The organism is Leifsonia sp. Leaf336 (assembly GCF_001423695.1).
Taxonomy (GTDB): domain Bacteria; phylum Actinomycetota; class Actinomycetes; order Actinomycetales; family Microbacteriaceae; genus Leifsonia.
Genome location: NZ_LMOZ01000003.1, coordinates 95,929 through 120,921, shown reverse-complemented (window position 1 = coordinate 120,921; position 24,993 = coordinate 95,929). Strand labels below are relative to the sequence as shown.

General features: G+C 70.3%; 25 protein-coding genes. 16 read left to right on the top strand and 9 right to left on the bottom strand.

Annotation, left to right across the window (positions count from 1 at the left end; genetic code table 11):
* Positions 1 to 57 precede the first annotated feature (57 nt).
* Complete coding sequence (locus ASF88_RS20170) at positions 58 to 549, bottom strand: MarR family winged helix-turn-helix transcriptional regulator (RefSeq protein ID WP_082519019.1); 492 nt, start codon at positions 547 to 549, stop codon at positions 58 to 60.
* 64 nt (positions 550 to 613) lie between these two features.
* Here ASF88_RS20170 and ASF88_RS15895 point away from each other — a divergent pair, with 64 nt between their 5' ends.
* From ASF88_RS15895 to ASF88_RS15845, 11 genes are all read left to right on the top strand, one after another.
* The gene (locus ASF88_RS15895; RefSeq protein WP_055920943.1) at positions 614 to 1,345 is read left to right on the top strand and encodes a flavodoxin family protein; all 732 of its coding nucleotides are present in this window, start codon (positions 614 to 616) and stop codon (positions 1,343 to 1,345) included.
* Positions 1,346 to 1,364: 19 nt separating this feature from the next.
* Positions 1,365 to 2,249 carry an ABC transporter ATP-binding protein gene (locus ASF88_RS15890; RefSeq protein ID WP_055920940.1) on the top strand — a complete coding sequence of 295 codons (885 nt, stop codon included), beginning with the start codon at positions 1,365 to 1,367 and terminating at the stop codon, positions 2,247 to 2,249.
* A complete protein-coding gene (locus tag ASF88_RS15885) occupies positions 2,246 to 3,061 on the top strand; it encodes an ABC transporter permease (RefSeq protein ID WP_055920936.1) in 816 nt (271 codons plus the stop codon). The genes ASF88_RS15890 and ASF88_RS15885 overlap by 4 nt, the downstream gene beginning before the upstream one ends.
* Before the next feature lie 162 nt (positions 3,062 to 3,223).
* Positions 3,224 to 4,063 (top strand): NmrA/HSCARG family protein, encoded by an 840-nt coding sequence (locus ASF88_RS15880; RefSeq protein ID WP_055920933.1) that lies wholly within the window; start codon positions 3,224 to 3,226, stop codon positions 4,061 to 4,063.
* Positions 4,064 to 4,175: 112 nt separating this feature from the next.
* Positions 4,176 to 5,168 carry a 5-dehydro-2-deoxygluconokinase gene (gene iolC, locus ASF88_RS15875; RefSeq protein WP_055922990.1) on the top strand — a complete coding sequence of 331 codons (993 nt, stop codon included), beginning with the start codon at positions 4,176 to 4,178 and terminating at the stop codon, positions 5,166 to 5,168.
* Positions 5,155 to 6,075: a class I fructose-bisphosphate aldolase gene (locus ASF88_RS15870; RefSeq protein WP_055920930.1), complete on the top strand. Its 921-nt coding sequence runs from the start codon at positions 5,155 to 5,157 to the stop codon at positions 6,073 to 6,075. The genes iolC and ASF88_RS15870 overlap by 14 nt, the downstream gene beginning before the upstream one ends.
* 29 nt (positions 6,076 to 6,104) lie before the next feature.
* Complete coding sequence (locus ASF88_RS15865) at positions 6,105 to 7,661, top strand: CoA-acylating methylmalonate-semialdehyde dehydrogenase (protein ID WP_055920927.1); 1,557 nt, start codon at positions 6,105 to 6,107, stop codon at positions 7,659 to 7,661.
* An 11-nt stretch (positions 7,662 to 7,672) separates the two neighbouring features.
* Positions 7,673 to 8,593: a 5-deoxy-glucuronate isomerase gene (iolB, locus tag ASF88_RS15860; RefSeq protein ID WP_055920924.1), complete on the top strand. Its 921-nt coding sequence runs from the start codon at positions 7,673 to 7,675 to the stop codon at positions 8,591 to 8,593.
* A complete protein-coding gene (iolD, locus tag ASF88_RS15855) occupies positions 8,590 to 10,551 on the top strand; it encodes a 3D-(3,5/4)-trihydroxycyclohexane-1,2-dione acylhydrolase (decyclizing) (RefSeq protein WP_055920921.1) in 1,962 nt (653 codons plus the stop codon). The genes iolB and iolD overlap by 4 nt, the downstream gene beginning before the upstream one ends.
* Before the next feature lie 75 nt (positions 10,552 to 10,626).
* A complete protein-coding gene (locus ASF88_RS15850; RefSeq protein WP_055920920.1) occupies positions 10,627 to 11,574 on the top strand; it encodes a sugar phosphate isomerase/epimerase family protein in 948 nt (315 codons plus the stop codon).
* 43 nt (positions 11,575 to 11,617) lie between these two features.
* The gene (locus tag ASF88_RS15845; RefSeq protein WP_055920917.1) at positions 11,618 to 12,646 is read left to right on the top strand and encodes a Gfo/Idh/MocA family protein; all 1,029 of its coding nucleotides are present in this window, start codon (positions 11,618 to 11,620) and stop codon (positions 12,644 to 12,646) included.
* Between the two features lie 95 nt (positions 12,647 to 12,741).
* Here the strand turns inward: ASF88_RS15845 and ASF88_RS15840 are convergent, their stop codons facing one another.
* A complete protein-coding gene (locus ASF88_RS15840; protein WP_055920914.1) occupies positions 12,742 to 13,500 on the bottom strand; it encodes a GntR family transcriptional regulator in 759 nt (252 codons plus the stop codon).
* Positions 13,501 to 13,570: 70 nt separating this feature from the next.
* Positions 13,571 to 14,200 (bottom strand): LysE family translocator, encoded by a 630-nt coding sequence (locus ASF88_RS15835; RefSeq protein ID WP_055920911.1) that lies wholly within the window; start codon positions 14,198 to 14,200, stop codon positions 13,571 to 13,573.
* 31 nt (positions 14,201 to 14,231) lie between these two features.
* Between ASF88_RS15835 and ASF88_RS15830 the strand changes: the two genes are divergently transcribed.
* Positions 14,232 to 14,897 (top strand): class I SAM-dependent methyltransferase, encoded by a 666-nt coding sequence (locus tag ASF88_RS15830; RefSeq protein ID WP_055922988.1) that lies wholly within the window; start codon positions 14,232 to 14,234, stop codon positions 14,895 to 14,897.
* Between the two features lie 245 nt (positions 14,898 to 15,142).
* Here the strand turns inward: ASF88_RS15830 and ASF88_RS15825 are convergent, their stop codons facing one another.
* Positions 15,143 to 15,841: a TetR/AcrR family transcriptional regulator gene (locus ASF88_RS15825; RefSeq protein WP_055920908.1), complete on the bottom strand. Its 699-nt coding sequence runs from the start codon at positions 15,839 to 15,841 to the stop codon at positions 15,143 to 15,145.
* A gap of 136 nt (positions 15,842 to 15,977) precedes the next feature.
* Between ASF88_RS15825 and ASF88_RS15820 the strand changes: the two genes are divergently transcribed.
* Complete coding sequence (locus ASF88_RS15820; protein WP_055920905.1) at positions 15,978 to 17,666, top strand: MDR family MFS transporter; 1,689 nt, start codon at positions 15,978 to 15,980, stop codon at positions 17,664 to 17,666.
* Between the two features lie 23 nt (positions 17,667 to 17,689).
* Positions 17,690 to 18,157: a MarR family winged helix-turn-helix transcriptional regulator gene (locus tag ASF88_RS15815; RefSeq protein WP_235493516.1), complete on the top strand. Its 468-nt coding sequence runs from the start codon at positions 17,690 to 17,692 to the stop codon at positions 18,155 to 18,157.
* 27 nt (positions 18,158 to 18,184) lie between these two features.
* On the opposite strand, the gene ASF88_RS15810 is transcribed toward ASF88_RS15815, so the two are convergent.
* From ASF88_RS15810 to ASF88_RS15800, 3 genes are read right to left on the bottom strand one after another with little or no spacing between them, the layout of a single operon-like run.
* Positions 18,185 to 19,171 (bottom strand): sensor histidine kinase, encoded by a 987-nt coding sequence (locus ASF88_RS15810; RefSeq protein ID WP_055920897.1) that lies wholly within the window; start codon positions 19,169 to 19,171, stop codon positions 18,185 to 18,187.
* Positions 19,168 to 19,833: a response regulator transcription factor gene (locus tag ASF88_RS15805; protein WP_055920894.1), complete on the bottom strand. Its 666-nt coding sequence runs from the start codon at positions 19,831 to 19,833 to the stop codon at positions 19,168 to 19,170. The genes ASF88_RS15810 and ASF88_RS15805 overlap by 4 nt, the downstream gene beginning before the upstream one ends.
* A 10-nt stretch (positions 19,834 to 19,843) precedes the next feature.
* Positions 19,844 to 20,569 carry a phosphatase PAP2 family protein gene (locus ASF88_RS15800; protein ID WP_055920891.1) on the bottom strand — a complete coding sequence of 242 codons (726 nt, stop codon included), beginning with the start codon at positions 20,567 to 20,569 and terminating at the stop codon, positions 19,844 to 19,846.
* A 120-nt stretch (positions 20,570 to 20,689) separates the two neighbouring features.
* On the opposite strand from ASF88_RS15800, the gene ASF88_RS15795 reads away from it, so the two are divergent.
* Positions 20,690 to 21,457 (top strand): COG4705 family protein, encoded by a 768-nt coding sequence (locus tag ASF88_RS15795; RefSeq protein WP_055920888.1) that lies wholly within the window; start codon positions 20,690 to 20,692, stop codon positions 21,455 to 21,457.
* Positions 21,458 to 21,520: 63 nt separating this feature from the next.
* Entirely contained in the window at positions 21,521 to 22,249 is a 729-nt protein-coding gene (locus tag ASF88_RS15790) for a hypothetical protein (protein ID WP_235493514.1), read from the top strand.
* 86 nt (positions 22,250 to 22,335) lie between these two features.
* On the opposite strand, the gene ASF88_RS15785 is transcribed toward ASF88_RS15790, so the two are convergent.
* Together ASF88_RS15785 and ASF88_RS15780 are read right to left on the bottom strand one after the other, a co-directional pair.
* Positions 22,336 to 23,739: an APC family permease gene (locus ASF88_RS15785; RefSeq protein WP_235493513.1), complete on the bottom strand. Its 1,404-nt coding sequence runs from the start codon at positions 23,737 to 23,739 to the stop codon at positions 22,336 to 22,338.
* Positions 23,740 to 23,897: 158 nt separating this feature from the next.
* Complete coding sequence (locus ASF88_RS15780) at positions 23,898 to 24,908, bottom strand: PHP domain-containing protein (protein WP_055920882.1); 1,011 nt, start codon at positions 24,906 to 24,908, stop codon at positions 23,898 to 23,900.
* Positions 24,909 to 24,993: the final 85 nt, after the last annotated feature.

Here is a 24,993-nt window from a genome sequence, read left to right as displayed (position 1 = left end):
CGTGAACGGTTTCGAGTAGGAAGAAGTGTGCGGAGTGCGCCGGTGGGCCGGCCGCGGTCAGCGGCGGCGGCCCGACGGGGGCGCTGTGCGGGACGGACCCGTGCGGGACGGGTCGGCGATCGATGGATCGGCCTCGACCACCCGCTCGAGCAGCGCGATCAGCTGATCCTGCTCCGACTCGTCGAGGGCGTCGAACAGCTTGCGCTGCTCGGCCGCCATCGACTCGTCGAACCCGGCGACGACCTGCGCGCCGTCCGCGGTCACGCGGACGATCTTGACGCGGGCGTCGTTCGGCGACGACGTGCGGGTGATGTAGCCGCGCTCCTCCAGCCCCTGCAGGAGGCTGGTGACGCTGGCGGCGGTGGTGCCGGACATCTCGGCCAGCTCGCGGGCGATCACGTCGCGATGCTGGTTCTGCTCGAGGTAGCCGAGCGTGAACGCCTGCTGACGGGTGAGCCCGCTGTCGCGCACCCACTCCTCGGCCGCTGCGCGCCCCGCGAAGGCGACGCTGCGGACGAGCTCGGTCAACCGGTCGATCCTCGATGTCATAGTTAGAACTCTAATAGTTCGAACTCAAACTGTCAACAGTGGACGTGAGGGATAGCGTGTGCCCATGGGTTCTCCGGCCACCGACTACAGCGATCTGCGCGCGCTTTTCATCAACACGACCCTCACCCGGTCGCCCGGCCGCAGTCACACGCAGTCGCTGATCGACGCGAGTGCGTCGATCATGTCCGCGAACGGCGTGGAGGTGGATCAGTTCCGGTCCGTCGACCACCCGATCGCTACGGGCGTCTACCCGGACATGCGCGAGTACGGCTGGGAGGTGGATGCCTGGCCGGATCTCTTCCCGCGCGTGCTCGCCGCGGACATCCTCGTCATCGCCGGCCCGATCTGGCTCGGCGACAACAGCAGCGAGACCAAGAAGGTCATCGAACGCCTCTATTCGCACTCGGGCGAGCTGAACGAGAAGGGCCAGTGGCTCTACTACGGGCGCACGGGCGGCTGCCTCATCACCGGCAACGAGGACGGCATCAAGCACTGCGCCTCCAACATCCTCTACAGCCTCCAGCACATCGGCTACGCGGTGCCGCCGCAGGCCGACGCGGGATGGATCGGCGAGGCCGGCCCCGGACCGAGCTACGGCGACGACCTGGGCGACGGACGACGCGTCGGATTCGGCAACGACTTCACCAACAGGAACACGACGTTCCTCACCTGGAACCTCCTCCACCTCGCTCGCCTCCTGAAGGATGCGGGCGGCTTCCCCGCGTACGGCAACCAGCGGCGCGAGTGGGACGCTGGAACGCGGTTCGACTTCCCGAACCCCGAGTACCGGTCCTGACCCCCGGCATGATGAGCGCATGACTGTCCGCCCTCCCGCCGTGGTCGTCCGCGGCCTCCGCAAGTCGTACGGCTCGTTCGAAGCCGTGCGCGGAGTCGACTTCGAGATCGCCGACGGTGAGACGTTCGCGCTGCTCGGGCCGAACGGCGCGGGCAAGAGCACGACGATCGAGATCCTCGAGGGGTACCGCGACCGCGACGGCGGCGACGTGACGGTGCTCGGCGAGGACCCCGGCAAGGCGGGCACGGCGTGGAAGGCGCGGCTGGGCATCGTGCTGCAGTCCGGCTCGGAGGCCGCGAACGTGACGGTGCGCGAACAGCTCACCCAGTTCGCCCGCTACTACCCGAACAGCCGCGACGTCGAGGAGATCATCCTCTCGGTGGGCCTGGAGGAGAAGGCGAAGACCCGCATCCGCAACCTGTCCGGCGGCCAGCGTCGCCGGCTGGATGTCGCGCTCGGGGTGATCGGACGGCCGGAGCTGCTGTTCCTCGACGAGCCGACCACCGGTTTCGATCCCGAGGCGCGCCGGCAGTTCTGGGAGCTGGTGCGCTCGCTCAAACGGGAGGGGACGACCATCCTGCTCACCACCCACTATCTCGATGAGGCGGCGCAGCTGAGCGATCGGGCGGCGGTGATCGCCCACGGCGCGCTGCTCGACATCGGCGCGGTGGACGAGATCGGCGGATCCGCGTCGCGCGTCCCGATCGTCCGCTGGCGCGACGCGACGGGTGCGCAGCACGAGGAGCGCACCGAGGCGCCGGGAGCGCTGGTCGCCCGGCTCACGGTCGAGCTCGGCGGCGAGCCGCGCGACCTGGAGGTGATCCGACCGAGCCTGGAGGACATCTACCTCGGATTGGTGCGGGAGGCCGACGAACAGGCCGGCGCCGAGGAGGTCGCTGCATGACCGCCGTGGCGCTGGGCTGGTCCCGCATCCGCTACGAAGTGCTCGTCTACTTCCGGCAGTCGGACACGATCTTCTTCACTTTCCTGTTCCCGGTCGTCATGCTCGGCATCTTCTCCGTCGCCTTCCAGGGCCTCGGCAAGGTGGGCGCCGCACCCGACGGCAGTGGAGGCATCACCCAGGCCGCGTACTACCTCCCGGGGATGATCGCCGCCGGCATCCTCCTCAGCGGTGTGCAGAACCTCGCCGTCGACATCGCTGTGGAGAAGAGCGACGGGACGCTGAAGCGGCTGGGCGGGACACCGCTGCCCGTCGTCTCGTACTTCCTCGGCAAGATGGGCCAGGTCATCGCGACGAGCATCCTCCAGATCGGCCTGCTGCTGCTGATGGCCCGCGTCGCGTTCGGCGTCGCACTGCCGACCGACCCCGCGCTCTGGCTACGATTCGCCTGGATCTACGCGCTCGGGATCGTCACCTCCGCCGTGCTCGGAATCGCGCTCTCGGCCGTCCCGCGCACGGGCAAGAGCGCTACGGCGGTCATCATCCCGATCGTGCTCGTGCTGCAATTCATCTCCGGCGTGTACCTGGCGTTCAACCTGCTGCCCAAATGGCTGCAGAACATCGCGAGCCTGTTCCCGCTCAAGTGGATCGCGCAGGGCATGCGCAGCGTGTTCCTCCCGGCGAGCTTCGAGGCGGCGGAGCCGAGCGGCAGCTGGCAGCTCGGCTGGATCGCCGTCGTGCTCCTGATCTGGCTCGTCGTCGGCCTCGTCGCGTGCCGGCTCACGTTCCGCTGGATTCGCAAAGACGGCCGCTGAGCCCGCCAGCGAAGGGCACGTTGTTGTCCCTTTCGGCCCTCGAAGGGGACAACAACGTGCCCCTCGGCGGCCGCCAGCCGCTCCGGCGTATGCTGAGGGCGTCCCGAGGGGGACTCGCCTATCGGGGCGACCTGTCTGGTTCGATTTCCAGAGTCCTCCACGATGTCAGACCTGATCGCCGTGGTCGGCGCGACCGGCAAGCAGGGCGGCGCGGTCGTCGACGCGCTGCTCGAGCGAGGTGCGGCCGTGCGCGCGCTGACGCGGGACGCGAACTCGGAACGGGCACGTGCGCTCGCCGCACGCGGGGTGGAGGTCGTGGTCGCCGACGCCGAGGATCCCGACGCCGCCCGCACGGCCCTCGACGGCGTCGCTGCCCTGTCGCTCATGACGACCTTCGCGGGGGAGGACGGCCCCCGCGGCGAGACCCGCCGAGGCATCCTCCTCGTGGAGGCCGCCCGCGACGCGGGAGTCCCGTTCGTCGTGCACTCGTCGGTAGGAGGCGCGGACCGCGAGACCGGCATCCCGCACTTCGAGAGCAAGCGCCGGGTGGAGGAGGCACTGGAGGCGAGCGGCGTCGCGCACGCGTTCGTGCGACCCGTGTTCTTCATGGAGAACCTCGCGTACCAGCTGCCGGCCGGCGAGACCGTCGAAGCGGTCGTGCGCTTGCCGATGCCGGGGGACGTGCCCCTGCAGCTGATCGCCGTCGTCGACATCGGCCGCGTCGTCGCCGCGCTCGCGACCGATCCCGGACGCGCGTCCGGTATGGCCGTCGAGATCGCGGGCGACGAGCTCACGCTCGAGCAGATCGTCGCCGAGATCAGCGCCGCGACCGGCGTGCCAACCCGGTTCGAGCGGGTTCCGCTCGACGCGATGGACGACGACCGCGCCTCGATGTTCCGCTGGTTCTCCACGCTCCCGGCGTATCAGGCCGACTTCGCGGCGACCCGGGCGCTCGATCCGCAGGTGCTCGGCTTCGCCGAGTGGCTGGTCGCCCGGCGCTGACCGCGGCAAAGGGCCGACGATCCTTCGCCGCGGCACAGGGTTGTCAGTTTGATAGAACATAGATGTAGGCTTGAGCTGCGACACGACGACCGCGACGAAGGAGTTCCACGCCATGACGAGCGAGACCGCGGCTCTGCATTCCGAGCAGGGGGAGCCGTTCGATCTGATCACCATCGGGCGCATCGGGGTCGACCTCTACCCCCTTCAAGACGGTGTGGGCCTGGAGGACGTCGACACGTTCGGCAAGTTCCTCGGAGGCAGTGCGACGAACGTCTCGATCGCGGCCGCGCGGCATGGCCTCCGCTCGGCGGTGGTCACAGCGACCGGCGACGACCCCTTCGGCCGCTATGCCCACCGTGAGCTGCGCCGGCTCGGCGTCGACGACCGCTTCGTCGGCACCGTCGGCACGCTCAAGACGCCGATCACGTTCTGCGAGATCTTCCCGCCGGACGACTTCCCGCTGTACTTCTACCGCGATCCGATCGCGCCCGACCTCGCGATCACGGCGAACGACCTCGACCTCGACGCGATCAGCCGCGCGCGCATCTACTGGTCGACGGTCACCGGCCTCTCGCGCGACCCCAGCCGCACCGCGCACCACGCGGCATGGGGGGCCAGGGGCCGGCGGCCGCTGACCGTCCTCGATCTCGACTACCGGCCGATGTTCTGGCCGAGCGGCGCCGCGGCGACCGCCGAGGTCAAGAGGGCGCTCGGTCAGGTCACCGTGGCCGTCGGCAACCGCGAGGAGTGCGAGATCGCGGTCGGTGAGACCGAGCCGCTGCGCGCTGCCGACGCCTTGCTCGAACGCGGCGTCGAACTCGCGATCGTCAAGCAGGGGCCGCGCGGCGTGCTCGCGAAGACCCGCGACGAGACCGTCGAGGTTCCGCCCTACTTCGTGGAGGTCGTCAACGGGCTCGGCGCCGGCGACGGCTTCGGCGGCGCGCTCTGCTACGGGCTGCTTCAGGACTGGTCGCTCGAGAGGGTCATCCGCTTCGCCAACATCGCCGGAGCGATCGTGGCTACGCGTCGCGAGTGCTCCACCGCCATGCCGACGACGGACGAGGTCGAATCCGTGCTGAAGGAGCTCCAGAATGTCCGCAGCTGACCTCGTCGCCGGCTCCGCACCGCTCATCGACGCCGACGCCTTCGCCCGTCTCCGCGCCCGTCGGCACTCGAGCCCGGGCGACGTCGAGACGGCGCTCGCCTCGCGCGTCCGCCGACCGCTCGTGCGCGGCGACGGCCGGCTGTTCATCGTGGCCGCCGATCACCCGGCCCGCGGCGCGCTCGGGGTCGGCGGCGACCCGATCGCCATGGCCGACCGTTACGACCTCCTGCGGCGCCTCGCGCTCGCGCTCTCGCGCCCCGGCGTCGACGGCGTGCTGGGCACCCCCGACATCATCGACGATCTGGCCCTGCTGGGCGTGCTCGACGACAAGATCGCCGTCGGCTCGATGAACCGTGGAGGCCTGCGCGGCGCGGTCTTCGAGATGGACGACCGGTACACCGGCTACGACGTCGACGCCATGGTGCGCGGCAACCTCGACGCCGCCAAGCTACTCGTGCGCATCAACCACGAAGACGCCGCAACCGCACGCACGCTGGAGGCCACGGCCGACGCCGTCACGGCCGCCGCGCAGGCGCGCCTCCCGATCCTGCTCGAGCCCTTCCTCAGCCGGTGGAAGGACGAACGGATCGTCAACGACCTGACTCCCGACGCCGTCATCCAGTCGGTCGCGATCGCGTCAGGGCTGGGAGCGTCGTCGGCCTACACCTGGCTCAAGCTGCCGGTCGTGCCCGAGATGGAGCGCGTGATGGCCGCGACCACCCTGCCCACGCTGCTGCTCGGCGGCGACTCGGAGGCCGCGCCGGAGGAGACGTTCGCCGCGTGGGAGTCCGCTCTCGCGCTGCCCGGCGTCCACGGCCTCGTCGTCGGCCGCACGCTCCTCTATCCGCAGGACGGCGACGTCGGCGGGGCCGTCGACATCGCCGCCGCTCTCGTCCACGGCCGCTGATCCGGCCTCCCGCATCGCTAAGGAACATCATGACCAGCACCGACACCACCACCGCCTCCGACGCGGCCGCAGCGCGCGACCTCCCCACCATCCCGCACTGGATCGACGGTGCCGAGCGCCCCTCGACGAGTGGTCGCACCGCACCGGTCTACAACCCGGCCCTCGGAGTCGCGACGTCGAACGTCGCGTTGGCCGACCAGGCCGAGGTCGACGAGGCGATCGCATCGGCCCAGCGCGGCTACGACGTGTGGAGCCAGTACTCGATCGCCAAGCGGCAATCGGTGCTGTTCGCCTTCCGGGAGCTGCTGAACGCCCGCAAGGGCGAGCTCGCTGCGATCATCACGGCCGAGCACGGCAAGGTGCTCTCCGACGCGATGGGCGAGATCCTGCGCGGCCAGGAGGTCGTGGAGCTGGCGACCGGGTTCCCGCACCTCATCAAGGGCGCCTATTCGGAGAACGCTTCGAGCGGCATCGACGTCTACTCCCTCAAGCAGCCGCTCGGCGTGGTGGGCATCATCTCGCCGTTCAACTTCCCGGCGATGGTGCCGATGTGGTTCTTCCCCGTCGCGATCGCCGCGGGCAACGCCGTCGTGCTCAAGCCCAGCGAGAAGGACCCGTCCGCGGCGCTGTGGCTGGCGCGCCTGTGGCAGGAGGCCGGCCTCCCGGACGGCGTGTTCACGGTGCTGCAGGGCGACAAGCTCGCTGTCGACGGCCTCCTGAACAGCCCGGTGGTCCAGTCGATCTCGTTCGTGGGCTCGACCCCGATCGCGCAGTACATCTACGAGACGGCGTCGAAGAACGGCAAGCGCGTGCAGGCGCTCGGCGGCGCGAAGAACCACATGCTGGTGCTGCCGGACGCCGACCTCGACCTGGTCGCCGACCAGGCCGTGAACGCCGGGTACGGCGCCGCGGGGGAGCGGTGCATGGCCGTCTCGGTCGTGCTGGCCGTCGAGCCGGTCGCCGACGAGCTGATCGCCAAGGTGAAGGAGCGGATCGGGAAGCTCCGTGTCGGCAACGGCGCCGGCGACGGTCAGGGCGAGCCCGACATGGGTCCGCTGATCACCGGGGTGCACCGCGACAAGGTCTCCGGCTACGTCGACATCGCTGAGGCCGATGGCGCGGACATCGTGGTCGACGGCCGCGGCTTCACGGTCGACGGCCACGAGAGCGGCTTCTTCTTCGGCCCGACCCTGATCGACAACATCCCGATCACCTCCGCCGCCTACCGCGAGGAGATCTTCGGGCCCGTTCTCTCCGTGGTGCGGGTGCAGACGTTCCAGGAGGGGCTCGACCTGATCAACTCCGGCCGGTTCGGCAACGGCACCGCGATCTTCACCAACGACGGCGGCGCCGCCAGGCGGTTCCAGAACGAGGTGCAGGTCGGCATGATCGGCATCAACGTGCCGATCCCCGTGCCGGTCGCATACCACTCGTTCGGAGGCTGGAAGGCCTCCCTGTTCGGCGACGCCAAGGCCTACGGTGTGCACGGCTTCGACTTCTTCACGCGGGAGAAGGCGATCACCAGCCGCTGGCTCGACCCCGCGACGCACGGCGGCATCAACCTCGGCTTCCCCCAGAACACCTGAGGACACGGCACATGGCAGAGCACAATGAATGGTTCTTCCCGCGCGGCGCCCTCAGCGACGGCTCGTGGGAGTCGGTGGTCGACGCGCGTCTCGACGGCTGGCAGCACACCGGCATGCGGGTCGCGGAGCTCGCCGGCGACACGGTCGAGCTGCCCGCCGGTGACGTGGAGCGCATCGTCGTGCCGCTGAGCGGGGCGTTCTCGGTCGGGCACGAGGGGGCGACGACGCACCTGGCCGGCCGGTCGAGCGTGTTCGACGGGCCGACCGACGTGGTCTACGTCGGCGCCGGGAACGCGCTGGCGATCAGCGGGTTCGGCCGGGTCGCCGTGGCGGAGGCGCCGACACGGGTCCGCAAGCCGTCGGTGCACATCGCCCGCGACGAGGTGCCGGTCGAGCTGCGCGGCGCGGGCCGAGACAGCCGGCAGGTGCACAACTTCGCCGTTCCGGGAAACGAGACCAGTCCGGGAACGCTGGATGCCGCCGCCCTGATCGTGTGCGAGGTCATCACGCCGGCGGGCAACTGGTCGTCCCACCCCGCGCACAAGCACGACGAGGACGTCCCCGGCCACGAGTCGCAGCTGGAAGAGATCTACTACTTCGAGTCGGCTCCCGTGCGCGGCGCGAACGCCCCGCAGAACGCGGACGCCTTCGGGAGCTTCGCCACTTATCGCTCGGCGGCCGGCGACATCGAGACCAATGCGCTCGTCCGCACCGGCGACATCGCCCTGGTGCCGTTCGGCTACCACGGGCCGGCGGTCGCCGCCCCCGAGTACGACCTCTACTACCTCAACGTCATGGCGGGACCGGGGGAGGAGCGGGCCTGGCTGATCAGCGACGACCCGCGCCAGGCGTGGCTGCGCGACACCTGGACCGCCCAGGAGACCGACCCCCGACTTCCCTACGTCCCGACCACGCAAGGAGCCGCTCGATGACGACCCGCAGGACGACGACCCGCAGGATGACGGTGGCCCAGGCACTCGTCGAGTTCCTCGCCAACCAGTGGACCGTCGACGGCGACCTGCGTGAGCGCACCATCCCGGGCATGTTCGGAATCTTCGGACACGGCAACGTGGCCGGTCTCGGCCAGGCGCTCAAGCAGGCCAACGTGCAGGACCCTGCGCTGATGCCCTACTACCAGGCCCGCAACGAGCAGGCCATGGTGCACCAGGCCGTCGGCTTCGCGCGCATCCACCGGCGCCGGGCCACGTTCGCGTCGACCGCCTCCGTCGGCCCCGGGGCGGCCAACCTGATCACGGGAGCCGCGCTGGCCACCGCCAACCGCCTCCCGGCCCTGCTGCTGCCATCGGACACCTTCGCGACACGCGTCGCCGACCCGGTGCTGCAGCAGCTGGAGCACCCCCACGACCTCGGCATGCAGGTCACCGACGCCTTCCGACCGGTCTCGCGGTTCTTCGACCGCGTGCAGCGGCCGGAGCAGCTGTTCTCGATCGCGCTCGCCGCGATGCGCGTCCTCACCGACCCGGCCGAGACCGGCGCGGTGACGATCGCCCTCCCGGAGGACGTCCAGGCCGAGGCGCTGGAGGTCCCGGAGGAGTTCCTCGCTCCGCGCGAGTGGCACCTCCGCCGACCGGCGCCGGAGGGCTGGGCGCTCGCCGCGGCCGTCGACGCGATCCGCGCGGCAGAGCGTCCGGTGATCGTCGCAGGCGGCGGCGTGCTCTACTCGGGCGCGGAGGACGTGCTCCGGGCGTTCGTGGAGGCCACCGGCATCCCGGTCGGCACGACGCAGGCCGGTGGCGGCTCCCTGAACTGGGACCAGCGGCAGTACCTCGGCGGCGTCGGCGCGACGGGCACGACCGCCGCGAACCGGCTCACCGGCGAGGCCGACCTCGTGATCGGGATCGGCACCCGCTACAGCGACTTCACGACCGCCAGCCGCACGGTGTTCCAGAACCCGGAGGTCCGGTTCCTGAACATCAACGTGGCCTCCTTCGACGCCTACAAGCACGGTTCGCAGCTGCCGGTGATCGCGGACGCACGCGAGACCCTCACGGCGCTGACCGACGCCCTCACCGGTCACCGGGTCGATCCGGCGTACGCGACGCGCATCGCGGACGAGAAGGCGGCGTGGGACGCGGTGGCCGACGCGGCGCTGGCGCCGGCCGAGCCCGAACAGCGCGATCATCCCGAACAACGCGATCAGCCCGCCCTGATCGGTCAGCCGGCACTGATCGGCGCCGTGCAGCGCGCGTCCGACCCGCGCGACGTCGTCGTGCAGGCGGCAGGATCGCTGCCGGGCGACCTCCACAAGCTGTGGCGCGTGCGCGACCCGCTCGGGTACCACGTCGAGTACGCCTTCTCGACGATGGGCTACGAGATCGCCGGAGGCCTGGGCGTCAAGCGAGGGCTGGAGGCGCTGGGCGACGACCGCGACGTGATCGTCCTCGTCGGCGACGGCTCGTACCTGATGCTGCACACCGAACTCGCCACCGCGGTCGCGGAGGGCATCAAGATCGTCGTCGTGCTCATCCAGAACCAGGGCTACGCCTCCATCGGGCACCTCTCCGAGACGGTCGGATCGCAGCGCTACGGCACCCGCTACCGCTACCGCGACGATGCCGAGCGCAACTTCGAGCGCGGCGACTTCCTCCCCGTCGACCTCGCGGCGAACGCCCGCAGCTTCGGCATCGAGGTCATCGAACTGGCGCCGGGGGCGGACGCCGCCGCTCGGCTCGAGGAGGCCGTGAGGGCGGCCAAGGCGAGCAGCACCTCCACGCTCATCCACATCGAATCCGACCCGTTCGTCTACGGGCCGGACGGCGGAGGCTGGTGGGATGTGCCCGTCGCGGAGGTGTCCGAGCTGGAGAGCACGCAGACCGCCCGCGCCGAGTACGTCGAGCAGCGGGAGAAGCAGCGGCCGCTGCTGGGTTGAGCCGACGCGACGAAACCACCGAAGCCGATCCACCCAAGCCGATCCACCGAATCCGACCCACCGCGAAGGACGACGATGACCGACACCGCAACCTCCACCGACGCCGAGCGCGGCGCTGACAGCCCGGGCCTCCGTATCGGCACGGCCCCCGACTCCTGGGGAGTCTGGTTCCCCGACGACCCGCGGCAGACGCCGTGGCACCGCTTCCTCGACGAGGTCCAGGCCGCCGGCTACCACTGGATCGAGCTCGGGCCGTACGGCTATCTGCCGACCGACCCGGCGCAGCTCCTCGACGAGCTCGCCCAGCGTGACCTGCGGATCAGCGGTGGGACGGTGTTCACCGGCTTCCACAAGGGAGCGGACCAGTGGGATCGCGCGCTGGAGCAGGTCGAGAAGGTCGCGGCGCTGACCCGCGCGGTCGGAGGAGAGCACATCGTCGTCATCCCCGACCTGTGGAGGTCCGACGCCACGGGAGAGACGCTGGAGCCACGCACGCTGACCGACGAGCAATGGGCGTCGCTGGCCGCGGGCCACGACCGCCTCGGTCGTATGCTGCTGGAGGAATATGGACTTCGTCAGCAGTTCCACTCGCACGCCGACTCGCATGTCGGCACCCACCGGGAGGTCGAGCGCCTGCTCGCCGAGACCGACCCGCGCTTCGTGAACCTGTGCCTCGACACCGGTCACCTCGCCTACTACGGCGGCGACAGCCTGAAGCTCATCCACGACCATCCGGAGCGCATCGGCTACCTGCACCTCAAGCAGATCGATCCCGAGGTGCGCTTCGACGTGCTCAAGAACGACATCCCGTTCGCCGACGCCGCCATCGATGTGATGGTCGAGCCGCCGGCCGGCATCCCCGACTTCGCCCCGATCATCGAGGCCGTCGCCGCGATCGATCCCGAGATCTTCGCGATCGTCGAGCAGGACATGCCCGGCATCGACATCGAGGTGCCGCTCGGGATCGCGACGCGCACCCGCCAGCACATCTTCGGCTGCACTCCGCTGACCCGATCGCGCTGACTGACATGACTCCGCTCCTCCGCACAGAAACGAGCCGCACCGTATGAGCAGCACCTCCACCCAGGACCTCCGGGTCGGCGTCGTCGGCGCCGGCCAGATGGGCGCCGACCATATCCGCCGCATCACGCGCACGATCAGCGGGGCGGTCGTCTCCGCCATCGTCGAGCCGGACCCCGGGCGCGCCGAGGCGGCGGTCGCCGCTGCTCCCGGAGCCCGGCCCTTCGCGAGCATCAAGGACGCCCTCGCCGCCGACGCCCTCGACGCCGTGATCATCGCGACCCCGGGCCCGTTCCACGAGCCCGTGTTGGTGCCCGCGTTGGAGGCCGGGATGCCGATCCTGTGCGAGAAGCCGCTGACCCCCGACAGCGCCTCGGCGCTGCGCATCGTGGAGCTCGAGCAGGAGCTCGACCGCCCGCACATCCAGCTCGGGTTCATGCGGCGCTTCGACGAGGAGTATCGCGCCCTGCGTGAACTGATCGCGGGCGGCGACGCCGGCGAGCTGCTGATGCTGCGCGGCGTGCACCGCAACCCGTCGGTGCCCGAGAACTACACCCAGTCGATGCTGATCACCGACTCGGTGGTGCACGAGTTCGACGTCATGCCGTGGCTCGCCGGGTCACCTGTCCGCAGCGTCGAGGTCAAGTATCCGCGTCGCAACGGCCTGGCGCCGGTGCGGCTCCGCGAGCCCATCCTGGTGCTCATCGAGCTCGAGAACGGCGTGCTCGTCGACGTCGAGATGAACGTCAGCGTGCAGTTCGGCTATCAGGTGGGCACGGAGGCCGTCCTCGAGTCCGGCATCGCCCGCATCGGCGAGCCGTCCGGGCTTCAGCGCTGGTCGAACGCCGCGTTCTCGATCGCCGAGCACACGACCTACACGACCCGGTTCGCCCGCGCCTACGATGCGCAGGTCCAGGCGTGGGTGGACGCGGTTCGCAACGGCTCCCTCGTCGCCGGTCCGAACGCCTGGGATGGCTACCTGGTGGCGCTCGCCTGCGAGGCCGGCGTGCGGGCGCTCGAGACCGCCGGCCCCGTCGCGGTCGAGTCGGCCACGCGTCCCGACTTCTACGCCTGACCCGCGCCCAGCGCGGCACGGCTGAGCCGAAGGGCACCTCAACGCCCCTGAAACCGCCGGATGGGGGCGTTAGCGTGCCCCTCGACCAGTGGCGATCAGCGGTCGACGAGTGTGAGCTCGAAGGAGTAGAGGTCGGGGCGGTACACGTGCTGCCCGTACTCCACGGCGCGGCCGGAATTGTCGAACGCCGTGCGCGACATGGTGAGCAGCGGGCTCCCCTTGCGGATCTCGAGCAGCTCGCCCTCGGCGGCGCTCGCGGCCCGGGCGCCGATGCGCTGGTTGGCGACCCGGATCGAGACGCCGCGCGCCTTCATCAGCTGGTAGAGGCCGCGCACCTCGAGCTCCTCGCGGGTGATGTCGGTGAAGTCCTCCGGGAGGGTGTTCTCGAGCACCGCGAGGGGGACGCCGTCTGCCGAGCGCAGGCGGGTCAGGTGCAGCACCGGGGCGCCGACCTCCACGCCGAGCTCGGTCGCGGCTCTCTCATCGGCGGTTCCGAGCTCGTACGCGATCACCAGGGTGGACGGCGTCTGACCGGACTGTCCGAGGTCTTCGTAGAGGCTTGTGAGCTCGACGTTGCGGGTCACCCGGCCGTGGACGACCTGGGTGCCGATGCCTCGCCGGCGTACCAGGAGGCCCTTGTCGACGAGCTCCTGCAGCGCGCGCCGGACGGTCGGCCGCGAGAGCCCGAGCCGCTTCCCGAGCGAGATCTCGTTCTCGAGCCGTGACCCCGGAGGTATGCGCTCGTCGCGGATCGCCTGCTCCAGTACGGTCCCGAGCTGGTAGTAGAGGGGCACCGGGCTCGACTTGTCCAGGTCGTCGAACAGATCCACGGGGAGCGGGTACTCGGCTTGCATCCGTGTCCTCCACAACCTGGTGTAAATGTCAGCACAACCGTACACCAGGCGGTCTATGTCCGGCCGGGGGCTACTCCTCCACGCTCAGCGCGATGGTGCCGATGCCGAGCACGGCCAGGATCGCCGCCGACACCCGCTCCAGCACCTTGGTCACCGCGGGCTTCTTGAGCCAGGCGACAGCGCGCGACGCCAGGATCGCGACGACGGCCAGATAGCCGGCGGCGACGACCGCGTCGATCGCGCCGAGGATCAGCGTGTTGCCGATCGCGTTGCCGTCCCGCGGCACGAACTGGGGTGCGATCGCGAGGAAGAACAGGCCGACCTTGGGATTCATCACCGTCGACAGCGTCCCCGCGATGAAGCCCGATCGCAGGGAGGTCGTGCGCACCTGCAGGTCCGGGCCGTGCGCGGCTGCGCGGCGGCTCGCGATGAACGCGCTGACGCCGAGATAGATCAAGTACAGGCCGCCGGCGATCTTGACGATGCGGTAGATCTCGGCGGACTGCTCGAGCAGGGCCGCGAGGCCGAGCGCGACCGCGAGAGCCCAGAGGATCGACCCGACGGCGGATCCGACGGAGGCCGCCAGCCCGGCGCCGGGGCGGGCCAGGCTGTAGCGCAGAACGAGGAACGTGTCGGGGCCGGGCGTCACCGCCAGCAGCACGCACAGTCCCGCGAAGGCGAGGAGGGCGGGTGCGGTCATGGAGGGATTCTATTCGGCGTACACTCCCGCCATGACCGACGACCTCCTGGCCGCGGTCCGCGCCCGCTTCGACGGCCGCGCGGGCGAGTACGACGACAGCGCGATGCATCGTGGGCTGGCCGCGGCGGTCGCCGCGTTTGCGCTCGCGGACGCGGAGAACGTGCACGATGTGCTCGACGTCGGCACCGGAACCGGCCTGGTGCTGCGCGCGCTGCGCGAGCGCGATCCGTCGCTGTCCCTGACCGGCGTCGACCTCTCGAACGGGATGCTGGAGGTCGCCCGGGAGGCCCTCCCCGACGCGGTCCTCGTCCAGGGGGATGCCACCGCCCTCACGTTCGGTGACGGGGAGTTCGACCTCGTGACGTGCGTCACGAGCCTCCACCTGTTCCCGGACCCCCGCGCAGCGATCGCGGAATGGGTGCGCGTTCTGGGCTCAGGAGGCCGTGCGGTCACGGCGACCTTCGGCGACATCGACCTCTCGCAGCACGGAGGCCGCCCGGGCGCGGCCGTGGCGCCCGCCGGACACCACGGAGCGGGCGGATCACCGTCCCCCACGCACCACGAGCTCTTCCGCACTCCCGAGCTGCTCGCCGAGACCGTCGCCCCGGCCGGCCTGGAGGTCGTCCGCCACGAGTGGTGGACCCACGGCGACGACCGCGTGCTGCTCGCAGAGCTGCGCCCCGCCTCCACTCGTTAGCCGCGCCGCGACGTCGCCGTCACCGTTGCGGCCATCTCGCCGCCAAAGGAGGAGATCCACCCCCGCGCGACGCGAATCTCCTCCGACGGCTGCTCTCCAGTCTCCCGCGGCCGCGTATCTCCTCCGTTGGCCACAACGGCCGACAAGGGAGGAGATCTGAGGCGACACGCGCGGGAATGGCGGTGAACGGAGGAGGCGCGGGGTTGAAGCCGGCGGAATTCCTCCGCTGTCGTCGGCCCCGCGCGTCAGCGCGCGGCGAGCGGCGCGAGTGCGCGCACGATCGCGACGGCGCGCGCCGACACGTCGTCGGGGCTGCCGACGGCTCCGTCGTCCGCCCACTCGCGCACGGCGATGCGCACCGCGCCGATGCAGGTCGTCACGAGCAGCTCGGACTGGGCCTCCAGGGGGACATCGGACGCAAGCTGCGCACCGTCGACCGTGCTCGGCGCTGACGCCTCACCCGTCCCGAGCGCCGACGTGATCAACTCCGCCACGGCCGCCACCAGTCCCACGCGCAGGTCGTCGAGCCGACGCATGCGGCGCCGGATGAGGCCCGGGTTGCGCGCGGCGATCAGCATCCGCGCCTCCTGAAGGGTCGGGTCGGCCGTCTCGGCCGGGAGGGCTCGGAAGAGCGTGTCGATGACGGCGGCGACCACGCTGTCGTCGTAGACCTCCCGCAGCCGGGCGGCGACGAGGTCGCTGTCGCCCCACGCACGGCGGACGCCGAAGAGGGCGTCCTCCTTACTGTCGAAGTAGTTGAAGAAGGTGCGGTGCGACACGGGCACGCGCGCGCAGATGTCATCGACGGTGACGTCGTCGAGGTCGCGGTCGAGCACGAGCTCGACGGCGGCGCGCTCGAGGTCGGCGCGCGTCTGGGCCTTCTTGCGGGCGCGCAGTCCGGGCTCGGGCGCTGCCGCGGCCGGGAGGGTCGGGAAATTATGCATAGTCGGAAATTTTGCGTGAATGCAGTTTGTTAGTTGATTTTGGTCACCTAATTATATATGGTTGCTCATTGTCAACCAAGTTCGAAGGAATCACATGTCTACTGTCACCACGGGGGAGGCGACTTCCGCACCGGCGATGTCCCACCGGCAGGTGCTCGAGTCCCTGTCCGGGCTCCTGCTCGGAATGTTCGTCTCGATCCTGGCCGGAACGGTCGTCTCGACCTCGTTGCCGCGCATCATCCACGATCTCGGCGGCGACCAGACGGCGTTCACCTGGGTCGTGACGAGCACCCTGCTCGCGACCACCGTCTCCACTCCGATCTGGGGCAAGCTCGCGGACCTCCTGAACCGCAAGATCCTCATCCAGCTCGCACTCGTGCTGTTCGTGCTCGGGTCGGCGCTCGCCGGCTTCTCGCAGGACACCACCATGCTCATCGGCTTCCGCGTCGTGCAGGGCCTCGGCGCCGGCGGACTGACCGCGCTGAGCCAGATCATCATGGCCGACATCATCAGCCCGCGCGACCGCGGTCGCTACATGGGCCTCTTCGGCGGCATCATGGCGGTCGGCACGGTCGGCGGCCCGCTGATCGGCGGCCTCCTCACCGACTCGGTCGGCTGGCGCTGGAACTTCTTCGTCGGCGTGCCCGTCGCCATCCTCGCGATCATCCTGCTGCAGTTCACGCTCAAGCTGCCGAAGCGCCCGGCCCGCAAGGTCCGGATCGACTACCTCGGCGCGATCTTCCTCGCCGGCGGTGTCTCGCTGCTGCTCATCTGGGTCTCCCTGGCCGGCAAGAACTTCGACTGGGCGAGCCCGGAGAGCTTCTGGATGGTGGGAGGCGCGGCAGCACTGCTGGTCGCCACGGTCATCACCGAGCTGGTGGTGAAGGAGCCGATCATCCCGCTCTCATTGTTCAAGAACCGCACCTTCACGCTCGCGGTGGTCGCGTCCATCTCTGTCGGTGTCGCGATGTTCGGCACCTCGGTGTTCCTGGGCCAGTACATGCAGCTCGCCCGCGGCGCGACTCCGACCGAGTCGGGTCTGCTCACTCTGCCGATGATCCTGGGGCTGCTGCTCTCGTCGATGATCGTCGGGAACCTGATCAGCCGGACGGGCAAGTGGAAGGCCTTCATGGTCACCGGCGCGATCCTCCTGACCGTCGGCCTGTACCTGATGAGCACCATCGAGTACGACACCAACTATGTGCTGGTCTCGGCCTACATGCTGGTCCTGGGCGCGGGCGTCGGCATGGTCATGCAGAACCTCGTGCTGATCGTGCAGAACACGGTCCGCCCGGAGCAGCTGGGCGCGGCCAGCTCCAACGTCGCGTTCTTCCGCAGCCTCGGCGGCACGATCGGCGTCTCGGTGATGGGAAGCATCCTCGGCACGAAGGTCACCGACCTGATGGCCGACCGGCAGCACGACCTCCAGGTCGCCATCGCCAAGCTGGGCCAGAAGGGCTTGGAGGTCGCCCAGACGCTCCAGAGCGGCACCCTGCCCGAGGTCGGCAAGCTCCCCGTCGGCATCCGGACCATCATCGAAGCGGTCTACGGCCAGGCGGTCGCCGACATCTTCCTGGTGGCCGTGCCGCTGGCGATCGTGACGATCATCGCGATCCTCTTCCTGCCGAACAAGAAGCTCGGCACCAAGACGGCGATCCAGCAGCTCGAGGAGAACACGTCAGCCGCGACCGCGACCGCGACCGAGACCTCGGCCGAACGGGCCGAGGAGACCGTCGTGGAGGTCGCGGAGGCTCTGATCGGCGCCCCGACCGGGTCGATCGCGGCGCAGTCCGCGCGGCCGGTAGACACTCAGGATCGGCGCTGAGGGGACACGTTATGATCGCGGCCATGGACAACACGGACCGGGCGGACCTCGACCGGACCGACCATGCCATCGCCGCCGTGGAGGAGCAGTTCACGATCCTCTTCAACCGGGTGAGCGCCGGGATGCGCGAGCGGTCTGCGCGCGTGCATCCCGACCTCCAGCCGGTCGGTTTCCGGCTCCTCAACACACTGGTGCGCACCGGGCCACTGCACGCGGGCGCGCTGGCCGGGGAGCTGGCGACCGACAAGAGCGTCGTCAGCAGGCAGGTGCGCATCCTCGAAGAGCTGGGATTCGTCGAGCGGCGCACCGACCCGGCCGACCGGCGCGCCAGCTTCCTGGTCGCGACGCCGGCCGCGATCGAGCGCGTGAACGAGGCGAGGGCCGCCGATCAGGCCCAGCTCTACCGCAGCCTCCGGCAGTGGGGCGCCGACGACGTCGGCCGCCTCGCCGAGCTCCTGGGCCGCCTGAACGAGTCCAGCGCCGTCCGCTGAGCTCACGCACCGGTCTGCACTGAGGGATCAGCGGGCCGGGAGGCGCAGCTCGAGGGCGGTGCCGGCGGGGCCGGTGGAGGCGACGGCCACCTCGCCGCCGTGGCGCACGGCGACCTCGCGCACCAGCGCCAGGCCGATGCCGAAGCCCGAGCGCGAGCGACCGGCGGCCGCCGGCTCCGCCCGGGCGAAACGGTCGAAGATCCGCGCAGGGTCGATGCCCTGGATGCCCGGGCCCTGGTCGGCGACCGTCAGGGAGGCCGTGCGGCCGTCGCGGCGGATCGTCGCGGTCACGATCCCGCCGGAGGGCGAGTGTGCGACCGCATTGTCGAGCAGCGCCGTCGCGCACCGTTGCAGCGTCATCGCCGGCACGTCGCTCGCGACGTCGTCGCGTTCCACGAGCCGCACCTCCACCCCGGCCTCGTGCGCCAGCACCTGCAGCGACTCGACCGCGCGCCGCACCGGACCGGAGAGGGCGACGGGCCCTTCGGATGCCGCGGCGCGCTCGCGCTCGGGGTCGGCGGCGAGCAGCAGGTCGTTCACCACATCGATGAGCGTGCGGGTGTCCTCGCGCAGCTCGGCGACGGTGGCGGCGGAGGGGTCGCCGGGCGGGAGGCCGCGCTGCAGCACTTGCAGCCGCGCGTCGAGCACGGCGAGCGGGGTGCGGAGCTCGTGGCTGGCGTCGGCCACGAAGTCCCGCTGGCGCCGCAGCGCCTCCCCGAGCGGCCGAACGGCACGGCGGGTCACGATCATGGACAGCACGCCGGCGACGACGACCGCCAGTACCCCGACGATGATGAACGCCAGCATCGCGTCGACGGTGTCGATGTAGATCTTGTGCTCGCCGGGGCGGGGAGCCTCCGCCAGCTCGGACGGCTGCAACTGGTCGAGCACGAAGAAGAAGGCCACGCCGATCGCCGCCACGACCAGGGCTCCGGAGGCGATGGTCAGCTGGAGGCCGACGGTGCGGGAGGCGCGGCGCACCCCGAGCGAGTCGACGTCGCGCTCCTTGCTCACAGCTGCCCCAGCCGGTAGCCCTCGCCGCGGACCGTCGCGATCAGGTCGGGGTCGGTCTTGCGGCGGAGGTAGTGCACGTAGGTGTCGACGGTGCCGGGCTGCTCGTCGGCCTCGAACACGGCCTCCAGGATGTGCGCGCGCGAGAACGTGCGCAGCGGGCTCTCGGCGAGCAGGCGCAGCAGATCGGACTCCCGGGCCGTCAGCTGGATGCGGCCTTCGTACGGCGAGTAGATGCTGCGGCTCTCGGGGTAGAACCGCCACCCGCCGACGGGCAGCTCCCTGCCCTCCCCGGTGAAGGTGCGGGTCAGCGCCCGCAGCCGCGCCAGAAGCTCGTCGAACTCGAACGGCTTGACGAGGTAGTCGTTGGCCCCCGCATCCAGCCCCTCGACCCGGTCGCGCACGCTGCCGAGCGCGGTCAGCATGATGATGGGCGCGACGACCCGGCCGTCGCGCAGCTTGCCGACGAGAGCCGCACCGTCGATGCCGGGGAGGCGGCGATCGACGACCAGCGCGTCGTAGCGGCCGTCGAGGCCCTCCCGGAGGCCGCCTTCGCCGTCGGCCACGAGCGTGACGTCGTACGTCTCCGAGAGCACCTGCTCGATGAGCGGGCCGAGGCGCGGGTCGTCCTCGACGAGCAGCACGCGCAGTCGGGTGGCCTCCATATCGCTCACCCTAGCCGCCGCCGGTTCGTGACGCCCGGACAGCCACCGTGGCGGCGATCGGGGCGGGGGCGAACCGCCGCAGTAGTGCGAGCACGAGCAGCACGGCCGCGGTGGCGTAGACCAGGGAGGCGAGCACGTCGCTCGGATTGTGCACGCCGAGGTACACGCGCGAGAACGCGGTCAGCAGCGGCGCGAGGATCGCGAACACCAGCAGCGGTCGCCGCAGCCGGCCGCGGCCGAAGACGATCAGCAGCGCGAGCCCGAGCGCGACGGCGAAGCTGGTGTGCCCGCTCGGAAAGCTGAAGCCGGTGTCGGTGAGCACGTGGTGCGGGAGGTCGGCGGACAGCGGTCGCGGACGCCGGACGATGTCTTTGACGAGGGTGCTGCCGAACCAGGGGAGCAGGGCGAGCGCGGCGAACGCGACGGCCGAGCCCGGGGACCTCCGCCCGAACCAAGCGACCGCCGACACGAGTGCGACGATCACGAACGCCGCGACAGGCGAGAAGACGACCGAGTCGGTCAGTGCGATCGCATCGACGAGCGGGGTGCGGGCCGACTCGAGCGCCCGGATGGCGGCGAGGTCGGCGGCGGTGACGGCCGGCGACGCCGTGATCGCCAGGCCGGCCAGCACGAGCAGGAGGATGACGCACAGCGGGAGGACGATCGCGCGCGCGGTCGCGTGCGGGGTGCTCGGCGGTCGCTGCGGTGCGGGCCGGCGGTTCGCGGTGGCGGTCATGGCTGTCCTGTCTCTCCTCGACCTCCCACAGTGCGCCGCGGCTCCCCAGATGCCGCTAAGGATGCGCGCGGGGCCCCAGCTCTCAGAGGATTCTGAGAGGGAGCGCGCGATGCTGGCGGGATGCTCCGCAACAAGGTTCCGGCGGTCACCGCGCTGTTCTGGGTCACCAAGCTCCTCACCACGGCCATGGGGGAGACGACGTCCGACTACTTGGTGAAGAACTACGACCCGGTGATCGCCGTGATCGCGGCGTTCGTGGTCTTCGCCGGAGCCCTCGCGCTGCAGTTCGCTGTGCGCAGGTACATCCCGTGGGTCTACTGGCTCACGGTGCTGATGGTCGCGGTGTTCGGCACGATGGTCGCGGACGTCCTCCACATCGTGCTCGGTGTGCCGTACCTCGTGTCGACCGTGTTCTTCGCGATCGTCCTCGCCGTTGTGTTCGTGGTCTGGTACCGCTCGCAGCGCACCCTGTCGGTGCACCACATCGACACACGCGCTCGCGAATTCTTCTACTGGTGCGCGGTGCTCGCCACCTTCGCGCTCGGCACCGCCGTCGGTGACCTCACGGCAACGACCTTCGGGCTCGGCTACCTGGCCTCCGGAATCATGTTCGGTGTGCTGTTCGCGATCCCCGGCGTCGCGTACCGATGGTGGGGGATGGGCGCGACCGCCGCCTTCTGGACCTCATATGTTCTGACGCGCCCGTTCGGAGCCTCGATCTCCGACTGGCTCGCCGTCTCGCACGCGCGCGGCGGCCTCGATCTCGGCGCCGGCCCGGTCAGTCTGGTGCTGTTCGCCGCGATCGTCGTGTGCGTCATCGTGATGACCGCGCGCCGCCCCGTGGACCCGGCCAGGGCCTCCGCCCCCGAGGCCTCACCGGCCGCGTAACCGCCACTTGCCTGGGGTCCTCCAGGTTCCCTTCGGGCGGGGCGCTGGTACTCTCGGTCGGGTATGCCGTCCGCATCCGTCCCCTCTCGCACTCGCGGCCGCCGCTCGGCGGGCCGCCGCGTCGCCGTGCGGTCGCGGCCGAAGCCCGTGCTGCGGCTCCCGCTGCATCACCGGATGGGTGTCGCCCTCGCGGTGATCGCGCTCGTGTGCGGGTTCTCGATCGTGCCGACCGACGCCGCCCTCGCGGCCACCGTCTTCCGGCTCCCGGAGGCGGAGCTCGCGCCGGGCGCTCCGCCCGACCAGCGCATCTTCGTGGACGCGACGATCGGCGCACCGGTGGTCGACAGGGACACCCTCGGCGCGACGGACAGCATCCAGGGCCTCGCCCGCATCGGCACCAACGAGTCCTGGGCCAAGCTCGTGCTCATGTTCGGCGGCTGGCAGACGACCGACGCCAACGTGAACGTCATGCTGCGCTGGATGCGGCAGGAGAACGGGCCGCCGGACTGGTGGAATCGCAACAATCCTCTCAACAACGGCTACGGCTCGGGTGGAGGCGCCGGTCTCGGCAGCTACCCCGATCTCGTCACGGCCGCCAAGTACTGCGCCGAGAACCTCCAGCGCGGGTATCCCGGCATCGTCGCCGGTCTGACCGCCGGAACAAGCGCCGATGCGACGGCCGAGGCGATCTGGGCATCCCCGTGGGCGTCCAGCCACTACGCCAACGGCGCCCACTGGAGCACCGCGCCGGTGCAGGTCGTCCAGGCCCCCGCCTCCGCCTGGGGCTTCTGACCCTCCCTCTCGTTAACGCCGAAGGGCACGTCGTTGTCGCTTTTGGTGCCCGAAAGCGACAACAACGTGCCCCTCGGCGGCCCGAGTCAGCGGGCCGAGTCGACGGGAGCGCCCTCGCGGGTGATGACCGCGGGGTCTCCCTCGCCGTCGTCGTCGAGCTTCACGCCGAGCCGGCGGCGGAACGCGCGCGTCAGCACGACCAGCGTGATGATGCCGATCGTCAGCCAGATGAGCCCGTAGGTCAGCGCGTCGATGTGGAGGTTGGCCCAGAGCACGCCGGTCAGCACCATCCCGATGGCCGGCAGCACGATGTTGCGGACGACCTGCTTGGCCCCGCGGAACTGCTTGCGCCGGATCGCGAAGTGGATGATCACCGTCGCGTTGACCACGGTGAAGGCGATGAGGGCGCCGAAGTTGATCATCGACGACACGAACTCGAGCGTGAACGCGGCGGCGAGCAGCGAGACCGCGCCGACGAGCAGCACCGCCGTGGCGGGAGTGCGGAACTTCGGGTGAACATACGAGAGGGTGCGCGAGATCCGGCCATTGCCGTTCCTGGCCATCACGTAGATCATGCGCGAGACGCTCGCGTGCGAGGCGAGGCTGGAGGCCACCGCGGCCGCGACCGCCGCCGAGATGAACAGGATCTGGAACAAGAGGCCGCCGGTCTTGAGCGCGATCTCGGGCAGGGTGTCGTCGGTGAAGCTGAAGCCCGCGAGCGTCGGGAAGCGCGACTGCGCGAACCAGGCCGCGACGAAGAAGATCGCGCCGCCGATCATGAGCGCGAGCACGATGGCCTTGGGCACCGTCTTGGTGTCCTTCGCCTCCTCGGTGTACATGGTGATCGCGTCGAACCCGATGAACGAGAAGCAGACGACGGTGGCGCCTCCGATCACCGCGCCCAGGTGCACGCCCGAGTGGAACAGCGGCGCCAGGCTGAAGGCCGTCCCGTTGCCGGCGCCCGCGTTGAGCGCCGTCCAGGTCAGCGCCACGAAGACCCCGATGAGCACGATCTGGAACGCCACCAGGATGCCGTTGACCCGGGAGGTCGACGACATGCTGAACAGGTTCATCGCCGTGATCGCCGCGACGTAGCCGACCACCCAGATCCAGCCCGGCACCTGCGGGAAGAACGACTCCAGGTACAGGCGCACGATGAGCGCGTTCACCAGCGGCAGCAGCAGGTAGTCGAGCAGCGACGACCACCCGACCAGGAAGCCGACGTTCGGGTGGATGGTCTCCGACGCGTAGGTGTACGCCGATCCCGCGGACGGGAACACGCGCGTCATCCGGCCGTAGCTGATGGCGGTGAACACCATCGCGACGAGCGCGAAGAGGTACGCCGACGGCACGACGCCGTTGGTCTCGCCGGTGACAATCCCGAAGGTGTCGAACACCGTCATCGGGGTCATGTAGCCGAGGCCGAGGCCGACGATCGCCCAGAGGCCGAGAGACCGTCGCAGTGCGGTGGGGGCGGGGTTGGAGGACACGCGAGCTCCTTCGCTGCAGTCGGGGACGCCCGCCATCGTAGGCCCACTCGCGACGAAATCCGAATCGAGAACGGCTGATCTCATCCCAGTTCGGCTGCTTTTGCCGCGGAATGCGTGTCGTTTCGGCGTTTCGAGCGCCGAAATCGATAGTCGGCCCTTTAGTCCTTCGCGAGCCACTTCCGGAGTTCCGGCAGCGGCCAGGTCGTCACGATCCTCTCGGCCGGCACGCCGTTCGCGGCCGCGCGCGCGGCGCCGTAGGCCAGGAAGTCGAGCTGCCCCGGCGCGTGCGCGTCGGTGTCGATCGAGAACAGGCAACCGGCGTCGAGCGCGCGCTGGATGAGGTCGTCCGGCGGGTCCTGCCGTTCGGGCCGCGAGTTGATCTCGACCGCGACGCCGTTCTCGGCGCAGGCGGCGAACACGGCGTCGGCGTCGAACTCGCTCGGCGGCCGGGTTCCGCGCGAGCCCTGCACCAGCCTCCCTGTGCAGTGCCCGAGGACGTTCGTGTGCGGGTCGCGGATGCCGCCGAGCATGCGCGCGGTCATCGTGCGGCTGTCGGCGCGCAGCTTGGAGTGCACGCTCGCGACCACGACGTCGAGCCGGGTCAGCAGCTCCGGTGTCTGGTCGAGAGTGCCGTCTTCGAGGATGTCGACCTCGATCCCGGTGAGGAGGGTCACGCTGCCGGTGTCGAGACCGGCGATGACGTCGAGCTGCTCGGTCAGCCGCTCGGCGCTGAGCCCGCTCGCGACGGTGAGCGTGGGGGAGTGGTCGGTGATCGCCTGGTACTCACGGCCCAGCGTCGCCGCGGCGGCCGCCATCACCTCGATCGGGACGGTGCCGTCGGACCATTCGGTGTGGCTGTGGAGGTCGCCCCGCAGCTGCGCGCGCAGCTCGGCGCCTCCGGCGTCCAGCGGCTCGGCGTTACGCTCGCGCAGGTCGGCGAGATAGTCGGGCACCTCGCCGGCGACGGCCTGCGAGATCACCTGGAACGTGCGGTCGCCGATCCCCTTGGTGCGCTTGAGCCGGCCGTCGGCGACGCGGGCCGCGACTTCGTCCGAGCCCAGCGGGGCGATGATGGCGGCGGCCTTGCGGAACGCCTGGACTTTGAAGGAGGGCGCGAGCTCGCGCTCGAGCCAGAAGGCGATCTCGTTGAGCGCTGCGACCGGGTCCATGCCCTTCATCCTGCCCCCTCGCCGCGCGGGTTACGAGGGGTTACGGGAGGCGGCGGGCGCGCGCCGCGGCGCCGGTAGCGTCGTG